General features: G+C 37.2%; 21 protein-coding genes. 11 read left to right on the forward strand and 10 right to left on the reverse strand.

Annotated elements, in window-relative coordinates; all coding sequences use genetic code 11:
• Positions 1-29 precede the first annotated feature (29 nt).
• The 4 genes from CBW18_RS12575 to CBW18_RS21255 all read left to right on the forward strand — a co-directional run bounded on the left by CBW18_RS12575 (position 30) and on the right by CBW18_RS21255 (position 2,112).
• Complete coding sequence (locus tag CBW18_RS12575) at positions 30-788, forward strand: ABC transporter ATP-binding protein (RefSeq protein ID WP_088301687.1); 759 nt, start codon at positions 30-32, stop codon at positions 786-788.
• A gap of 67 nt (positions 789-855) precedes the next feature.
• A complete protein-coding gene (locus tag CBW18_RS12580; protein ID WP_088301688.1) occupies positions 856-1,404 on the forward strand; it encodes a cob(I)yrinic acid a,c-diamide adenosyltransferase in 549 nt (182 codons plus the stop codon).
• A gap of 85 nt (positions 1,405-1,489) precedes the next feature.
• Entirely contained in the window at positions 1,490-1,711 is a 222-nt protein-coding gene (locus CBW18_RS12585) for a DUF2795 domain-containing protein (RefSeq protein WP_010603503.1), read from the forward strand.
• Positions 1,712-1,953: 242 nt separating this feature from the next.
• Positions 1,954-2,112, forward strand: coding sequence for a lmo0937 family membrane protein (locus CBW18_RS21255; protein WP_010603502.1), 159 nt, complete (start codon positions 1,954-1,956; stop codon positions 2,110-2,112).
• A gap of 94 nt (positions 2,113-2,206) precedes the next feature.
• On the opposite strand, the gene CBW18_RS12590 is transcribed toward CBW18_RS21255, so the two are convergent.
• Entirely contained in the window at positions 2,207-2,872 is a 666-nt protein-coding gene (locus tag CBW18_RS12590) for a 2-C-methyl-D-erythritol 4-phosphate cytidylyltransferase (protein ID WP_088301689.1), read from the reverse strand.
• 74 nt (positions 2,873-2,946) lie between these two features.
• Entirely contained in the window at positions 2,947-3,996 is a 1,050-nt protein-coding gene (gene queA / locus CBW18_RS12595) for a tRNA preQ1(34) S-adenosylmethionine ribosyltransferase-isomerase QueA (RefSeq protein ID WP_088301690.1), read from the reverse strand.
• Positions 3,997-4,195: 199 nt separating this feature from the next.
• On the opposite strand from queA, the gene CBW18_RS12600 reads away from it, so the two are divergent.
• Complete coding sequence (locus CBW18_RS12600) at positions 4,196-5,440, forward strand: ABC transporter permease (RefSeq protein ID WP_088301691.1); 1,245 nt, start codon at positions 4,196-4,198, stop codon at positions 5,438-5,440.
• 271 nt (positions 5,441-5,711) lie between these two features.
• Here CBW18_RS12600 and CBW18_RS12605 read toward each other — a convergent pair whose 3' ends face one another.
• Positions 5,712-6,908, reverse strand: a complete 1,197-nt coding sequence (locus CBW18_RS12605; protein ID WP_172406518.1) for a pyridoxal phosphate-dependent aminotransferase — start codon at positions 6,906-6,908, stop codon at positions 5,712-5,714.
• 110 nt (positions 6,909-7,018) lie between these two features.
• On the opposite strand from CBW18_RS12605, the gene CBW18_RS12610 reads away from it, so the two are divergent.
• Positions 7,019-8,005 carry a cation diffusion facilitator family transporter gene (locus tag CBW18_RS12610; protein ID WP_088301832.1) on the forward strand — a complete coding sequence of 329 codons (987 nt, stop codon included), beginning with the start codon at positions 7,019-7,021 and terminating at the stop codon, positions 8,003-8,005.
• Complete coding sequence (locus tag CBW18_RS12615) at positions 7,992-8,438, forward strand: NUDIX domain-containing protein (RefSeq protein ID WP_088301692.1); 447 nt, start codon at positions 7,992-7,994, stop codon at positions 8,436-8,438. The genes CBW18_RS12610 and CBW18_RS12615 overlap by 14 nt, the downstream gene beginning before the upstream one ends.
• 23 nt (positions 8,439-8,461) lie before the next feature.
• Here the strand turns inward: CBW18_RS12615 and CBW18_RS12620 are convergent, their stop codons facing one another.
• From CBW18_RS12620 to CBW18_RS12640, 5 genes are all read right to left on the reverse strand, one after another.
• Positions 8,462-8,878, reverse strand: a complete 417-nt coding sequence (locus CBW18_RS12620) for a VOC family protein (RefSeq protein ID WP_088301693.1) — start codon at positions 8,876-8,878, stop codon at positions 8,462-8,464.
• Positions 8,879-9,055: 177 nt separating this feature from the next.
• A complete protein-coding gene (locus tag CBW18_RS12625; protein WP_088301694.1) occupies positions 9,056-9,406 on the reverse strand; it encodes an MmcQ/YjbR family DNA-binding protein in 351 nt (116 codons plus the stop codon).
• A gap of 175 nt (positions 9,407-9,581) precedes the next feature.
• A complete protein-coding gene (locus CBW18_RS12630; protein ID WP_088301695.1) occupies positions 9,582-10,955 on the reverse strand; it encodes an exonuclease domain-containing protein in 1,374 nt (457 codons plus the stop codon).
• Between the two features lie 123 nt (positions 10,956-11,078).
• Positions 11,079-11,708 (reverse strand): autotransporter outer membrane beta-barrel domain-containing protein, encoded by a 630-nt coding sequence (locus CBW18_RS12635; protein WP_088301696.1) that lies wholly within the window; start codon positions 11,706-11,708, stop codon positions 11,079-11,081.
• A gap of 3 nt (positions 11,709-11,711) precedes the next feature.
• The gene (locus tag CBW18_RS12640; RefSeq protein WP_172406519.1) at positions 11,712-12,074 is read right to left on the reverse strand and encodes a PleD family two-component system response regulator; all 363 of its coding nucleotides are present in this window, start codon (positions 12,072-12,074) and stop codon (positions 11,712-11,714) included.
• A 260-nt stretch (positions 12,075-12,334) separates the two neighbouring features.
• On the opposite strand from CBW18_RS12640, the gene CBW18_RS12645 reads away from it, so the two are divergent.
• The 3 genes from CBW18_RS12645 (at position 12,335) to idi (ending at position 14,405) form a co-directional block, all read left to right on the forward strand.
• Positions 12,335-12,601, forward strand: a complete 267-nt coding sequence (locus CBW18_RS12645; protein ID WP_088301698.1) for a hypothetical protein — start codon at positions 12,335-12,337, stop codon at positions 12,599-12,601.
• A 437-nt stretch (positions 12,602-13,038) separates the two neighbouring features.
• Positions 13,039-13,875: a phytoene/squalene synthase family protein gene (locus tag CBW18_RS12650; RefSeq protein WP_088301699.1), complete on the forward strand. Its 837-nt coding sequence runs from the start codon at positions 13,039-13,041 to the stop codon at positions 13,873-13,875.
• Positions 13,876-13,880: 5 nt separating this feature from the next.
• Complete coding sequence (idi, locus tag CBW18_RS12655) at positions 13,881-14,405, forward strand: isopentenyl-diphosphate Delta-isomerase (protein WP_088301700.1); 525 nt, start codon at positions 13,881-13,883, stop codon at positions 14,403-14,405.
• Between the two features lie 323 nt (positions 14,406-14,728).
• Here the strand turns inward: idi and CBW18_RS12660 are convergent, their stop codons facing one another.
• Both CBW18_RS12660 and CBW18_RS12665 read right to left on the reverse strand, forming a co-directional pair.
• The gene (locus tag CBW18_RS12660; RefSeq protein ID WP_088301701.1) at positions 14,729-14,929 is read right to left on the reverse strand and encodes a KTSC domain-containing protein; all 201 of its coding nucleotides are present in this window, start codon (positions 14,927-14,929) and stop codon (positions 14,729-14,731) included.
• 14 nt (positions 14,930-14,943) lie between these two features.
• Positions 14,944-15,327 carry a hypothetical protein gene (locus CBW18_RS12665; protein WP_088301702.1) on the reverse strand — a complete coding sequence of 128 codons (384 nt, stop codon included), beginning with the start codon at positions 15,325-15,327 and terminating at the stop codon, positions 14,944-14,946.
• Between the two features lie 127 nt (positions 15,328-15,454).
• Here CBW18_RS12665 and CBW18_RS12670 point away from each other — a divergent pair, with 127 nt between their 5' ends.
• Positions 15,455-15,643: a hypothetical protein gene (locus CBW18_RS12670; RefSeq protein WP_088301703.1), complete on the forward strand. Its 189-nt coding sequence runs from the start codon at positions 15,455-15,457 to the stop codon at positions 15,641-15,643.
• The last annotated feature ends 73 nt before the right edge of the window (positions 15,644-15,716 follow it).

Below are 15,716 nucleotides of genomic sequence, written 5' to 3' on the forward strand. Positions count from 1 at the left end.
CCCTAAATCCTGTCTAAAAAAGAAAAAACATGGAGAAACCACTCATTACCATTAAAGAAATCGGGCGTAAGTATGTCATCGGATCTGAAGTTATCCATGCCCTGAAATCGGTTTCTCTGGATATCAATAAAGGGGAATTCGTAGCTTTAATGGGTCCATCCGGTTCCGGTAAATCTACCTTAATGAATATTCTGGGCTGTCTGGATACACCTTCAAGCGGCACTTATATTTTGAATGGAACCAATGTAAGTCAGATGACTGATGATGCATTGGCAGAAGTCAGAAATAAAGAAATAGGGTTTGTGTTTCAAACCTTTAATTTACTTCCCCGTTCTACTGCGTTAGACAATGTGGCCCTGCCACTCATTTATGCCGGCACCAGCAAGAAAGACCGCCAAAAAAGGGCAGCCAAAGCGCTTGAAAATGTAAACCTGGGCAACCGGATGGACCATAAACCCAATGAGTTATCAGGCGGTCAGCGCCAGCGTGTAGCCGTAGCCAGGGCACTGATTAATGATCCATCCATTATTCTTGCGGATGAGCCTACTGGTAACCTGGATACCAAAACCTCTATTGAAATTATGGGCCTGCTGGAGGAAATTCACAGTAAAGGAAATACTATTATTTTAGTTACCCACGAAGAAGATATTGCGCAACATGCGCATAGAATAGTGCGTATGCGTGATGGTTTAATTGAAAATGATTACCTGAATACTGACGTTAAAAATGTTTCACCTCGTTTACAAGCCCTAAAAGACAGCGGCAGCGACTGGGAAAAAATTAATTAAACCCCTAAATCCCCTGAAGAGGACTTAGGACTCACAAAATAATTTCCCCTCAAAGGGGAGCAGTGGTATGAAAATCTACACTAAAACCGGCGACAAGGGGCAAACCTCATTAATAGGTGGTACCCGGGTGCCAAAGTTCCATTTGCGCATTGAAAGTTATGGCACCGTGGATGAATTGAATTCTTACGTGGGATTAATCATGTGCCAGGATATTGATCCGCAACATAAATTTTTGTTAAAAGAAATCCAGGATCGCTTGTTTACCATTGGATCCTCACTGGCTGCAGATCCTGAAAAATCAAAAATGAAAATTCCTGATTTGCATGACGCCGACATTGTATTGTTGGAAAATGAGATGGATGCGATGAACGAAATCTTACCCTCCCTGAAACATTTTGTGCTGCCAGGTGGAAATACTGTCGTTTCTTACTGCCATATTGCTAGGTGTGTATGCCGGAGAGCAGAAAGGTTAACAGTAGCACTGGCAGCAGACAGCTTTGTAGAAGAGCGTGTTACCGTATATTTAAACCGTTTAAGTGACTATTTGTTTGTTTTGGCACGAAAACTGAATATGGATTTTGCAGCGGAAGAAAATATTTGGATTCCCCGTGTTTAAAAGTGGAAAAATAAGTTTGTTTTGCTCAAAAATTTTAATATACTTTGCGCATTATAAAGAATAAGAATTTAATTGAATTGAAGATATGTATTGGACATTAGAATTAGCATCGCACTTGGAAGACGCACCATGGCCTGCAACTAAAGATGAATTAATTGATTATGGTATCCGTTCTGGTGCCCCTGTAGAAGTGATTGAGAATTTACAGGCACTGGAAGATGATGGTGAGCCTTATGAAACGATAGAAGAGATCTGGCCGGATTATCCGACTAAAGAAGACTTCTTCTTTAACGAAGACGAATACTAGGATTAAAAGAATATAAGCCGCTTCCTCATACGAAGCGGCTTTTTTTGTAGGTTAGTTTTTTACGACCTATGTCTTCCTATCAAATCTGACCAGATTTTAGTCTCCTTATTCAAAAGATTAAGAATGCTTATACTATTGAAAAGCAAGTATTAGGGTTGTGATTTTAAAAATTATTTACATTTTTTAAACAAAATTATAGCCACCGTGTTAATACATCAACATTTACTTAAAAAATTAACACTATGGGAAATTTATTGTATTTAGTCGCAGTCGTTTTGGTTATATTATGGGTCATCGGATTTTTATTCCACGGCTTCGGAGATGTAGGTAACATCATCCACGTTTTATTAGTCATCGCAGTAATTGCAATCTTGCTAAAAGTTATCGGCAGAGCAACCTAAGATACATGAAGAAATATTTACCTTTTTCTAATCAGTTAGATAGGATAAATTAAAGAAAGGCATTTCATTTTTATGGAATGCCTTTCTTGTAACTTTATTTTTTCAGTAACAGTTCCGCTAATTCCAGATCAATAGGGTAGGTGATTTTAATATTGTTTCGTTCGCCCTCTACAATATGAATTTCTTCATGAAGCGATTCGACCACACTGGCATCATCAGTAAAACGCGTAGAAAATTCCTGCTCATAAGCAGTCTTCAGTGTTCTTAAACTAAAGGTTTGTGGTGTTTGTACCAGATAGATTTCATCTCGATTTAAAGCAGATGATTGATTGTTCCTGAGCATCCTCACACTGTCGCTTGATTTCACGGATGCGATAGCATTTCCATTTTCTTCAGCTTGTCTAAAACAGTGATCTATTAATGTTTTTGTAACTAAAGGACGTACAGCGTCGTGAATGGCAACAAAGCTTTCCTCCTTAATGTAATCAACTGCATTTTTAACAGAATAGAAACGTTCAGTGCCGCCATCGATGATCTCGTGTGGAATACGAAAGTTGAATTCTTCACAAAGCCTCCTCCAGTATGCCTGTTGTTCTTTGTTTAAAACCAGTAATATTTTAGGTTGTGTATCGCTCTGTGCAAAAGCTTTAATGGTATGCATCAGAACCGGGAGGTTCTTTAGCAGTAAAAATTGTTTCGGGGTTTCCGTCTGCATCCGATTGCCAGAACCGCCTGCTACAATAATAGCGTAGTATTTCATCTTTTAAGATATGAGATTATAGATATGAGATAGGAGACCTGATTAACTCAAATCTCATATCTCATTACTCAAATCTAGATAATTAGCATGGCATCGCCGTAGCTGTAAAATTTATATTTTTCTTTTACGGCCACCTCATAGGCATTCATTACATTTTCATAACCACCAAATGCACTAACCATCATTAACAAAGTAGATTCCGGGGTGTGGAAATTGGTAATCATTGAATTGGCAATGCTGAAATCATAAGGCGGAAAAATAAACTTACTGGTCCAGTCATTAGCTGATTTTAAAGTCCGGTTAGCTGAAACAGCTGATTCAATGGCACGCATGGAAGTGGTCCCCACCGCACAGATTTTCCTTTTTTCTTCCAGGGCTTTATTTACGATGTTTGCATCTTTTGGCTCAATGATAAACTGTTCAGAATCCATTTTGTGCTTCGTTAAATCTTCCACCTCAACCGTTCTGAATGTACCAAGGCCAACATGCAAAGTAACTTCTGCAAACTCAACACCCTTAAGTTCAAGGCGTTTCATCAACTCGCGGCTAAAGTGTAAACCAGCGGTTGGCGCTGCTACAGCACCTTCATGTTTCGCGAAGATGGTTTGATAACGTTCTTTGTCTTCAGCAGTTGCTTTACGTTTAATGTATTTAGGTAGTGGGGTTTCACCTAAAATTTCTACGTTTCTTCTGAATTCTTCATCTGTTCCTTCAAACAAGAAACGAATGGTACGTCCGCGTGATGTAGTATTGTCTACTACTTCAGCTACTAATAAGTCGTCATCGCCAAAATAAAGTTTATTACCTACACGGATTTTACGTGCAGGATCAACCAATACATCCCACAAACGTAATTCTTTGTTCAATTCACGTAGTAAAAAAACCTCGATTGTAGCACCGGTTTTCTCTTTGTTTCCGTATAAACGGGCAGGGAAAACTTTGGTGTTATTTAATATCATAACGTCTTTGTCATCGAAATAACCGAGTACGTCTTTGAAAATTTTATGTTCAATTTTACCACTGTCTTTATGTAAGACCATTAAGCGGGCTTCATCGCGTTGTTCAGCCGGATTGTTGGCCACTAATGATTCTGGTAAGTTGAATTTGAATTGTGATAATTTCATTCTTGATGAATTTTTTGAGGTGCAAAAATACGAATTTAATTTTTCTTTTCCGTATTTTATCAAACGCAATTAAGTATATTATGTTTTGAGCAGCTATTATTTACTTTCAGCACTGATTTGGAAATCCTTTTAAACAAAATTCATTAGATTTGATATTCTGCTGTAACCTTTTATAGTCTATAGCATCTAATTAACAATTATGATTATTTTTAGGCTAATAGGTGAAAGTTTCCGTTTTGCATTTGATGCATTGCGCCAGAACAAGTTGCGTACCATGTTATCCCTGTTAGCGATAACCATTGGTATTTTTACCATCATCACTGTTTTTTCTGCAGTAGATACTTTTCGCGGCAAACTTCAGTCAAGCGTAGATAAACTAGGCTCCAATACCATCTTCATACAAAAATGGCCATGGAGTTTTGGCGACAATTACCCATGGTGGAAGTATATGAATCGCCCTCAGCCTTCATTACGTGATTTTGAAATGTTAAGAACACGCATGGAAAACGCCCAGGGAATTACCTTTGAAATATCAACAAGCGATAGAACCATCAAATACAGGAGCAGCTCTGTGGAAGGCATTACGGTATCAGCCGCTTCTCACGATTTTGACAAGACCTGGAATTTTGAACTGCAGGCTGGTCGCTATTTTACCGAAAGTGAGAGCAATAATGGTTCCCCGGTTTTATTAATGGGCGCGGATATTGCCGAAGGCTTATTTGGATCAGAAGATCCGATTGGGAAACAAGTGCAGATTTTAGGCCGTCGGCTAACCGTTATCGGGGTATTTAAAAAAGAGGGGGAAGATATGTTTGGAACGACCCTGGATAAAAATGTGAATGTTCCGGTAAACTTTGCCAAGGGGATCTTAGACATTCAGAATGAACGTTATAGTCCGCAGATTACCGTTCGTGGAAATGACCAGGTATCGCTTGAAGAAATTGAAAGCGAGCTTCAGGGCTTAATGCGGTCAATCCACCGGATCAGACCTGGCCAGCAAGATGATTTTGCGCTAAATAAGACGACTATTATTTCCAATCAATTAGATTCCATGTTTACCATGGTGAACTGGGCAGGATGGATCATTGGTGGTTTTTCTATTCTCGTTGGCGGATTTAGTATCGCGAACATCATGTTTGTATCGGTAAAAGAAAGAACAAATATCATCGGCATCCAGAAGTCTTTAGGCGCTAAGAATTATTTTATCTTACTGCAATTTATTTTTGAGTCGATATCACTTTGTATTCTCGGAGGTTTATTAGGCTTGATACTGGTATATCTGCTGGCCTTATTAATTGGTTTGGCTACAGGCTTTAATATCATTTTAGGATTAAACAATATTATTCTGGGTATCGGAATCTCCATCATCATTGGTACCATATCCGGATTCTGGCCGGCTTATTCAGCATCCAGGCTGGACCCGGTTGAAGCGATCAGAAGTTAGTTTACTGTTTTTATACCGCACTTATCTTCGTTCATAAACCTTATTGAAGTGGAAAGCCCGCAAGCCTGATCTTTCATCAGGTGCGGACTTGTAACGGAAAGAAGGACTGCAAGATTCGATGAAATACCGGCTTCCATTTTCAAAAAGCTATGCTGTACCTCATGATTTTTTGCTGTTTATTATTAATGATGCTTTTTCGATATAAAACAAAAACCCTGACTAAAATGAATTAATCAGGGTTTTGATATAATTTGCAATCAACTAAGATGGCTTAGGCCAATTTACCCAATGCTTCTTTAATTCTTCTTAAAGCTTCAACGAGGCTTTCATCAGATGCGGCATATGATAAGCGGATATAATTATTATTGCCAAATGAATCGCCGCCCACTGTTGCCACATGACCAACGTTTAGTAAATATAAGGCCAGGTCTGAAGAATCCTTAATTACATTTCCATCAGCATCTTTCTTTCCAAAAAAAGCACTGATTTCCGGAAAAAAGTAAAATGCGCCATCAGGAAGATTGGTTTTTACGCCGGGAATCTCTTTTAACAGGTTGTATACCAATTCTCTTCTGCGCAGGAAAGCTTCTTTCATTTGCATTACACTTTCCAAACCCTGATCATAAGCTACGATGCCTGCACGTTGCGCAATGGAACAAGTACCCGAGGTAGTTTGTCCCTGTAATTTATCATTGGCTGCTGCAATTTCTTTATTTGCAGCAATATAACCCAATCTCCAGCCCGTCATGGCAAAAGCCTTAGAGAAACCATTTACCACAATCACGCGGTCTTTAATGCTTTCAAACTGGGCAATTGACTCATGTTTATCTACAAAATTAATGTGTTCATAAATCTCATCTGATAAAATATAGATTTCAGGATGCTGCTCAAAAACCTTCACCAATGCGGCCAGTTCATCTTTACTGTATACTGAACCGGTTGGATTGCAGGGTGATGAAAACATAAACAATTTAGATTTGGGCGTAATGGCTGCTTCTAATTGTTCAGGGGTTATTTTAAAATTACTTTCAATATCTGTATCAATAAAAACCGATTTTCCTTCAGCAAGTGTTACCATTTCTGAATAAGAAACCCAGTAAGGGGTAGGGATAATCACTTCATCTTCAGGATCAATCAATGTGAGGATCACGTTTGAAAGGGACTGTTTTGCACCCGTCGAAACTACAATCTGTGAGATATCATAATCCAGATTATTTTCTGTCTTCAGCTTCTTAACAATTGCCTGGCGCAGGTCAGGGTAACCTGGAACAGGGGAGTAGCGGGTGTAGTTTTCGTCTAATGCTTGTTTAGCGGCATTCTTTACATGATCTGGCGTATTAAAATCGGGTTCACCAACACTTAAACTAATGATGTTAATGCCTTTGGATGCTAATTCGCGACCAAGTTTCGTCATTTTAAGGGTTGCAGATTCTGACAGATTGTTGATTCTTCTGGATAAGGTGCTCATGGTTAATTACTTTACAGGCAAATATATAAACCAAATATTATTCTGCACTAAAAATCACATCTTTTTATCATTTAATTTAAGTGATAAACGTATTTTTGTCAAAAAAAATTGTGACCATTAAGAAAAAAGCAATAGCCATTTCACTTGCAATGAGTGTATTATTAATGTTGGCTAAATTTGTAGCCTATTTCATTACAGGCTCTAACGCTATTTTAACAGATGCAGCCGAGAGTATTGTGAATGTAATAGCAGGTAGCTTTGCATTTTATAGTATTTATTTGAGCACCCAGCCCCGGGATGAAAATCATCCATATGGTCACGGTAAGGTAGAGTTCTTTTCAGCCTTTGTAGAAGGAATCTTAATCCTGATTGCAGGAGTAATCATTATCTTTAAATCTTCTTATAACCTGATTTATCCCCACGCAGTTGGCAAACTCCTAGAGGGTACGCTTATCATCGGTATTACGGGTTTAATTAATATGATTGTAGGCTTAAAACTGATCAGTATTGGTGAAAAAGAGCACTCTGTAACGCTTAAAGCGGATGGTAAACATTTATTAACCGATACCTATACCAGTGCGGCCATTGTAGCCGGCCTGATTTTGATTCAGCTGACCCATATTATCTGGCTGGATAGCTTGCTTTCGGTAATGGTTGGCTTTTATATTATCTATTCGGGCTATCAGCTTACCCGCGGCTCAGTTGGTGGACTGATGGATGAAAGTGATTTTACTTTGGTGGAAGAGGTTGTTGATGTTTTGCAGAAAAACAGGCACAATCCGTGGATTGACGTCCATAACCTCCGCACCCAGCAATATGGTCCTGAGTTTCATATCGATTGCCACGTTACTTTGCCTTACTATTTCGACTTAAACCAGGTTCATCGTGAGATCTCACAAATAGATGAACTAATCAATAAAAACGGATTCAGAAAGGCTGAATTATTTATTCATGCAGACCCTTGTTTACCCGAATGTTGCCACTATTGCCATATGAGCGAGTGTAAGGTGAGGGCAGAGGCTTTTAAGCACGAAATTGTATGGACACCTGAAATTGTAATTAAAAATAAAAAACACTTCGAAAATGAGTTACTTTAACGTCAGGGTATATGGTTTACTGATCAATCCGCAAAACGAAGTCCTCGTGAGTGATGAAGAGGAGTATGGTGTTCGTTTCAGCAAATTCCCGGGCGGTGGACTGGAATTGGGTGAGGGTTTATTAGACGGACTTAAACGGGAATTTATGGAAGAATGTCAGGCAGAAATTGATATTATCCGTCATTTTTACACCACCGACTTTTATGAAAAATCTTCTTTTAATGATAGTCAGCTAATCAGCATTTATTACCTTGTTCAGGAAAAAGCACCATTGCAGCTGGCTTTTAAAACTAAAGTTTTTGATTTTGATTCGGAAGGTGAAATTCTACAGGCTTTTCGCTGGGTAAACATTGCAGATCTGATAATAGATGACATTACTTTTAAAACAGACCAGGTAGTTGCCCGGATGCTTAAAGATCAATTTGCAAAATAATCCAGACATTCAATTGCTTACACTTAACCCAAAGGCATATTACTGGTATCCATATAGAGCACACTCCAGCGCTGGCCATCTAAATCAATAAACCCGCAGCCGTACATCCAGCCATCTTTATAAGCGGGTTCGCCATAAACGGAACCTCCGGCTTCAATTACCTTTCTGGCGAGTTCATCTACTTCTTCAGGACTTTCGGCATCGATTGAAAATAAAACTTCTGCACCATTCAGGTGGGCTGGAAGATCCACCCCTGCAAAACCCTCATAAGAAGACCTTTCAAAAAGCATAACTACCAGTTGACCATCACCTACCAGGAAAGAAGCGGAATCATCGCGGACACCATAACTGGAATTGGGTGTAAAGCCAATATGCGTGAAAAAAGCTTTTGATTTATGCACATCTTTAACGGGCAAATTAATCCAGATTGATCTGATCATGGTATTTAGGCTTTAATAAATAATCTAACTGAGATGGAGGAAGCTGTATCATAAATTTAAAATATCATCATGAGCTTATGGAAGGATTTGTGAAAAATTACCATTAACGATGTTTCGACAAGATCAACATGATAAATCTTAATCTAAATTAAAGATTATGATACAGCTTTATTATATTTATTTCTTGGTCGCTTTCTTTTTATATTTTTTGCTCAATTCTTCCGGAGCTACCGTGCAATATGATTTGGTTAAAGCATCTTTTAACGTTTCCGGTTCAATAAATTTAATTTCAAAAATGGTCCAACCTTGTTTACCCCATCCAGCCTGGGCCGGATAAATGGCTGAAGGATCTAAATCAGAAAATTTATTCTGGTCTTTAGGCGTTAACCTGAATACTGCCTTTAAGTTTAAATTATCAATGGTGATAAAAATTTTATCGTCTACTTTGAATGAGTTTTTATTTGCGTTAGGTGCTTCAGCAACATTTTCAAATGATAGCGCAAGATCTCTGAAGGAATCTGGTGTCATATTATTAGGTTTAATTTAATCGATCAATAGAATGGTATTCGGATTTGATTAGGCAAACTTACATCAATTTTGATATTTTCATGGTATATAAAATTCATGTATAGCAGAATGATCTGCTTTTAATCTGTTTAAATCAACTTTTTACATTATACAAAACTTAAAAGGCAAATCTAAATTATAATTGATATAACTTTTGCGGAAATTGTTCGGCATGATTCAGGATCAGGTTTAAAATGTAACTATTTGACTGGTAAACAGCCAGGTCATTTTTAAGCGGATCGATACCATCTGAAAGGAAATTTTTATTTCTGAAATAGCCCATGCCATAAAATTTTCCTTTTTCAATGAGTAAACAACTCATTTCATCTTCTTCTCTGCCTTCATCTACCAAAACAAAACTGGGCTGCAGCTGTTGAATTTCTTCCAGTGCAGTATTTAACTTCTTATTATAAACAGATACAGTTTCTATGCTGCTACAAGCACCAAAACACTGACCATTTTCATGAGCCTTACACCTGCTAGCTGTTTTCTGCAGGTAACAAAGCCGGTCGCAAAGCTGATATTTTTCGATCATCAGGTTCAAAAAATTATAGCCATCCAATAAACTGTTAAAACTCTGTATGGCTTTGCGGTTTGGCTGATGTTTGTCAATTCCCAGGCGCAGGTAACCATTCTGATCTTCGAAAACACATAAATCAAATTTATGCTCATAACGTTTCATGGCCCTGTTATTTTCTGGCCAGAGCCGTTTGATTTCGTTAGCCTCCAGGATTAAAGCCATTAATTCGGTACCACAACGTACATAATCAATGTGGTGAATATTCTTCAGAAAATCCTGCCTTTGCTTATTGGCCTTATTTCCTGAAAAATGACTGGCCACCCGTTTTTTAAGGTCTTTGGCTTTTCCTACATATACAATTTTTCCTTTAGCATCCTTAAAATAATACACACCTGGCTGATTGGGCAAACGTAAAAAAGAGGCTTTATTAAGGTTTGGTGGTAAAATCTGTTCCTTAGATGTTTTTTTAAGCATCTCACCAATCACGCCTTCCTGATCGTGATCCAGAAGCAGGTTAAAAAGAATGCTCGTGGCATCGGCATCACCCGCAGCACGGTGGCGGTTTTGAATGGGAATATTCAGGCTGCTGCACAGTTTACCTAAGCTATAAGATGGTTTTCCGGGTATTAGTTTCCGGCTTAACCTTACCGTACATAATTTTCGGCACTGCAAATCAAAACCTGCTTTATCTAAATGATGTTTAAGAAAAGAGTAATCGAAATTCACATTATGGGCAACAAAAACCTTATCCTGCAACAACTGATAAATTTGCAAGGCAACATCTTCAAAAGCAGGTGCATCAGCCAGCATTTCAGCATCTATTCCCGTTAATGCTGTAATATAATCGGGGATAGGAATGCCAGGATTAATCAGTGTGCTGAATGATTCCACCACCTGATTGCCATCATGAATATTAATGGCAACTTCTGTAATCCCATTTGCTGACGCATGGCCACCAGTGGTTTCAATATCTACAACTGCGTATAACATTTAGGCTTGATTGAAATACAAATTTATACTAAAATAATTAGTATTCCAATGTTTAGGCTTTTTATTGCGCATAAAAAAAGCGGCTACACACTGTATAGCCGCCCGTATTTTATTTTCTGACTGTTAAAGTTTATTTAATAATTTACTCAGATTGGGCTTAATACCAATGGAAATGGGAACAGTATTGAAAGTTCTGTCCTGAATCTTTTTGAATCCATACATATAACCTGCCTCAACAAATAAATTTGCCCCGCCAATATTATATTCAATTCCTGCACCACCTTCGGCAATCCCTAAACTATTTGATCTGTTATTCATTTCTACCTGCAATGTTCCCGCATTCACCGCAGCCTGTGGGGTAAGAATAAAACCTCCGCCGGCACCTGCAAAACCATAAAAAGCCCACTTATCTACAATTTTACGATAACCTAGGGCTATGTTTAACAAATAAGTAGTCGACCGGCCTTTCTGGATGGTATAGGTATATCCGGGGTCTGGTGTAATCTGATTAAAGGTAAAAGCATGCAAACTCACTTTAGGGTAAAGAAAGAGCCCGCTATCACCCAAACCCAGATTGATCCCCAGTGAGGTGGAAAATTTAGGCTTAAAATAATCTGAGGTCTGTCCCATTGGAAAGGCAAAGCCAATACCACTCATGCTGTAAAGCTTGTCTGGTCTGCCCGTTTGTGCACTCGCATTCATAGATAATGCGGCACACAGCATTATGATCGGTGTTAAAAATCTGATTTTCATATATTAGTTATTTGTTAGTTTATTTACTTTTTGCAACATGTCTGTCATGTTAAACGGTTTTTCCAGATAATCATCCGGGTGATACTGTTGCGAAGTGATATAATTTTCATCATATCGTGCTGATGCTAATATGACTGGTATGTTTTCAGTTTCCATATTTAAGCGGAGCTCTTTAAATACCGCACGGCCATCCATTCCGTTTAACATGATATCTAATATAATCAGATCGGGCTGGTATTCTTTAATCGTTTTAAATATATACCTGGGTGATAATAAAGGGTAAACATCATATTGTTCTGCCTCTAATGCAAGTTGAAAGACTTCCAAAATATCAGGATCATCATCTACAACTAAAATTCTTTTCAAAATGGGTAATCGGATTAATAAGTAACTGGACTATGCTAATACAATTTTTCGCTAAGAATGTTTTGGCAGGAAAAGAAAATAACAGCCAGGACTATTCCATATTGGGTGGATGAATAACACACAACATTCGGAATGATAAGCAGATTAAATAATCCTATACGAAAATAAATAAAATAACTATCTTTAAAAGATTGAAATACAATATTTTACCTTTAAAATAACCTATATAATCAACAGGCTTTAATCAATTACCTAATCCCATGAAAAACAAAATTAATCTTTTAAATATTTCCATTACCAATAAGGTAATCGAACTTCAGGAGCGCGGATATGACTGTGATTTCCTCTTACTTGCAAACGGAAGCTTACTCTGCATGCAAACCAATACCCATCATACCATTAACAGTGTATCTATCCGAATGCTGGAACATGGCTTCGACTTCTTTGGACAATGTTATAAAAATGTACATTCAATTGAAACCGGAAACGGTGAACGTGGCGTATTGCTTACGGAAACGATCTTATAAACAGTTATGATATCACCTGTCATTATTTCTTACATCAGATCATTCTGGTTCTAATCATTTAATGATAAAAACAGATAAACATTCCTGTAAGTTTTGATAGATAGGGATTTATTTTGTAGGTTAAATTTTATATCTGTTTATTCTGGTAAGATTATTTTAGCTTTTCAGCTGATATAGAGTTACTTTATCCTATTGTCACAATATTTAAACAATTCAGCACCTCTTTAGAACCTGATTTTATTTCATGTTTAAGTTTTATTAAATATATTTAAGCAAAAATGAAGTATACTTTTATTGCAAAAGGTGAGTAGTTAATTCTACTTATTTTCTGATCAGGAATAATCGCATTATCTCAGTATAAAAAAACATCAGCCGCATCAATTGTGTTAAACCTCTTGGTGTATTTTAATAACACATCCAAAGCGCAGCATCATTACATGAAAGAAATATTTGACCGGCTATCTGACGACTTTAGTAAACTCACTACTCAACGTTACAGTACCAGTTTTTCATTAGGCATTTATTTCCTGGGTAAGGAATTACGTCAGCCCATTTACTCCATTTATGGTTTTGTGCGCCTGGCCGATGAAATAGTAGACAGCTTTCATGATTTTGATAAAAAATATTTGTTGGATAAATTTAAACAGGACACTTTTGAAGCTATCGAGCTGGGAATCAGTTTAAATCCCATTTTAAATGCCTTTCAGAAAGTGGTGAATCAGTATCAGATTGATCATAAACTGATTTCACTCTTTTTAAACAGCATGGAAATGGATCTTCTGGAAAAAACCTATACACCAGAGTTATATGGAACATACATTTTAGGCTCTGCTGAAGTGGTAGGCCTGATGTGCTTAAAGGTTTTTACAGGTGGTGATGAAATAGAATATCAGCAGCTAAAACCTTATGCAATGAAATTAGGCTCTGCATTTCAGAAAGTTAATTTCCTGCGGGATGTGAAAGCTGATTATCAAAGTTTAAACAGATGCTATTTCCCGGATGTAAACCTCAACAAGTTCTGTGATATTGATAAAAGGGCCATTGAAAAAGAAATAGAAGCAGAATTTGCCAATGCGCTGATTGGAATTAAGATGCTGCCTGCAAATTCCAGAAATGGCGTTTATCTTTCCTACGTCTACTACAAAAAGCTATTTTCTAAAATTAAAGCTTTAAGTGCAGAGAAAATCATGATGGAACGGATCAGAATTTCGAACCATCTTAAAATCGGTTTAATGTTTGATTCCATGATCAGACATAAATTAAATGTGATTTAAAATTCATGAAAGAACAGGTTATTCTTATCGATGTAAATGATTTTCCGTTAGGTGAAATGGAAAAACTGGAAGCCCATCAGAAAGGAGTACTTCATCGTGCTTTTTCTGTATTTATATTTAATACAAAAGGAGAATTGCTTTTACAGCAACGTGCCATAGAGAAGTACCATTCCGGAGGTTTATGGACCAATACCTGCTGCAGTCATCCACGGCCGGGTGAAGATAATCTTGATGCTGCCAACCGCCGACTTATGGAAGAAATGGGCATGAAAGCCAGTTTAAATTATGGGTTTAATTTTATTTACCGTGCCGAATTTGAAAGTGGCTTAACAGAGTATGAGCTGGATCATGTTTTTTTTGGACAATCTGACCTGCTTCCGGTTATAAATCAGGATGAGGTGGAAAACTTCAGGTATATTAATTTAGAACTGCTCAAAGAAGAATTGGTTCATCATCCAGACGCTTATACACCCTGGTTAAAAATATGCCTGGATAAGGTCATTGAGCATGTAGCAATAGAATATAAATAAAAACGGGCATACAGCCTAAGCCATATACCCGTATCTAAATTAACGCTCTCGGCAGCAAATATACGTTCAGAATCTGTATAATTCCAAATGATTTAATATTTCTTTTACTTTAAGATTATATAAAAAAATATTAAGATCAAGTTAATATGATGTAACCATTTATTAATTAGTGAGTTATTAAATAAATAATATTCATATTTTTTTAGCTTAAGCTTCATTTTTTTTATCTTACTCAAAATAAATCCTACCAATTTTTTCATTATAGGTATAAATGGTCTATGATTAAATAATCTCTAAAGCTAAATGAGATTGGAGAAATGAGATCAATTCTCAACTTTTTCAAACTTAAATCTTTTCTTAATGTGATAGTTGAAATATCGCCCCTTAGATGTGGCTGCCTTAAATAATTTAAAAGTTCTTTCCGGAACATCCAGGTACTGATAAACCAATCCTGTTATAAATGTGATGGTGAGTAATTTTAATGCTGGCTGGTAGCTAAAATATTTGATTACGGACGATGGCATTATTAACCTTTTAATTAATCGTTCGCGTGAAGCTCAGATTCCTCTTTAGCTGCCCTTATCTTTTCTTTCTTCAGGTCTATCCTGATGATGTTATATAAACTCATATACACATTAGCGATCCATACAATAGCGAAAAAAGAAACGATATAACCACGCCAGTCTGGATAAATTAAGGTATACTTGGTGATAAAGAGGATGATCAGGGTAACGTAATGACTAAAACAATATTCGCAGGTAAATACATAGAAAAACTTTCTTTTCACCAGGCGATTACAGTTTTTAGAACGGTCAACGCAAAATTCTCTGGCCTCCCGGAATATTTCTTCTTTGGTAACGGTCCAGGCAATACAGGCAACAGGTAAAGCCAGTACGAAAAGGTAATAAATAGGTGATTCCATAAGGGGTAAATAGTTTCGCTGTAAACGATTTCAATAATAATAACCTGAAAATGGATTAAATGTTTAATGCGTGTATTAAACATTTTTATCCCTCCATTGTTAATCAGCTAATCAATATTAAAATATAATGGAAAGATCAGAAATATTAGACCTGCTGGAAGTAATCAATCAACAGGTGAGTTCTTCAGTTTTGGGTGGCCGGGAGGACGATTATCAGGAACTAGAAAGTATGGGATTAATTACCATTAACAGGGATGCCGCACAATGGGCAGCGACCATAACACCTGCAGGAATTGCTTATCTGGGACACGATTAACTGGATGCGGGTGTATGAAATTAAACCGATTTATAGATTAAATCTTTTAGATTTGTGCTAAGTTTAGAAATCA

Origin of the sequence: Pedobacter sp. AJM (assembly GCF_002197755.1) — a bacterium.
Classification (GTDB): Bacteria; Bacteroidota; Bacteroidia; order Sphingobacteriales; family Sphingobacteriaceae; genus Pedobacter.

Coding starts and splice junctions, on each gene's coding strand:
- CBW18_RS12575 (WP_088301687.1), top strand. CDS start 30: ATGGAGAAACCACTCATTACCATTAAAGAAATCGGGCGTAAGTATGTC.
- CBW18_RS12580 (WP_088301688.1), top strand. CDS start 856: ATGAAAATCTACACTAAAACCGGCGACAAGGGGCAAACCTCATTAATA.
- CBW18_RS12585 (WP_010603503.1), top strand. CDS start 1,490: ATGTATTGGACATTAGAATTAGCATCGCACTTGGAAGACGCACCATGG.
- CBW18_RS21255 (WP_010603502.1), top strand. CDS start 1,954: ATGGGAAATTTATTGTATTTAGTCGCAGTCGTTTTGGTTATATTATGG.
- CBW18_RS12590 (WP_088301689.1), bottom strand. CDS start 2,872: ATGAAATACTACGCTATTATTGTAGCAGGCGGTTCTGGCAATCGGATG.
- queA (WP_088301690.1), bottom strand. CDS start 3,996: ATGAAATTATCACAATTCAAATTCAACTTACCAGAATCATTAGTGGCC.
- CBW18_RS12600 (WP_088301691.1), top strand. CDS start 4,196: ATGATTATTTTTAGGCTAATAGGTGAAAGTTTCCGTTTTGCATTTGAT.
- CBW18_RS12605 (WP_172406518.1), bottom strand. CDS start 6,908: ATGAGCACCTTATCCAGAAGAATCAACAATCTGTCAGAATCTGCAACC.
- CBW18_RS12615 (WP_088301692.1), top strand. CDS start 7,992: ATGAGTTACTTTAACGTCAGGGTATATGGTTTACTGATCAATCCGCAA.
- CBW18_RS12620 (WP_088301693.1), bottom strand. CDS start 8,878: ATGATCAGATCAATCTGGATTAATTTGCCCGTTAAAGATGTGCATAAA.
- CBW18_RS12625 (WP_088301694.1), bottom strand. CDS start 9,406: ATGACACCAGATTCCTTCAGAGATCTTGCGCTATCATTTGAAAATGTT.
- CBW18_RS12630 (WP_088301695.1), bottom strand. CDS start 10,955: ATGTTATACGCAGTTGTAGATATTGAAACCACTGGTGGCCATGCGTCA.
- CBW18_RS12635 (WP_088301696.1), bottom strand. CDS start 11,708: ATGAAAATCAGATTTTTAACACCGATCATAATGCTGTGTGCCGCATTA.
- CBW18_RS12645 (WP_088301698.1), top strand. CDS start 12,335: ATGAAAAACAAAATTAATCTTTTAAATATTTCCATTACCAATAAGGTA.
- CBW18_RS12650 (WP_088301699.1), top strand. CDS start 13,039: ATGAAAGAAATATTTGACCGGCTATCTGACGACTTTAGTAAACTCACT.
- idi (WP_088301700.1), top strand. CDS start 13,881: ATGAAAGAACAGGTTATTCTTATCGATGTAAATGATTTTCCGTTAGGT.
- CBW18_RS12660 (WP_088301701.1), bottom strand. CDS start 14,929: ATGCCATCGTCCGTAATCAAATATTTTAGCTACCAGCCAGCATTAAAA.
- CBW18_RS12665 (WP_088301702.1), bottom strand. CDS start 15,327: ATGGAATCACCTATTTATTACCTTTTCGTACTGGCTTTACCTGTTGCC.
- CBW18_RS12670 (WP_088301703.1), top strand. CDS start 15,455: ATGGAAAGATCAGAAATATTAGACCTGCTGGAAGTAATCAATCAACAG.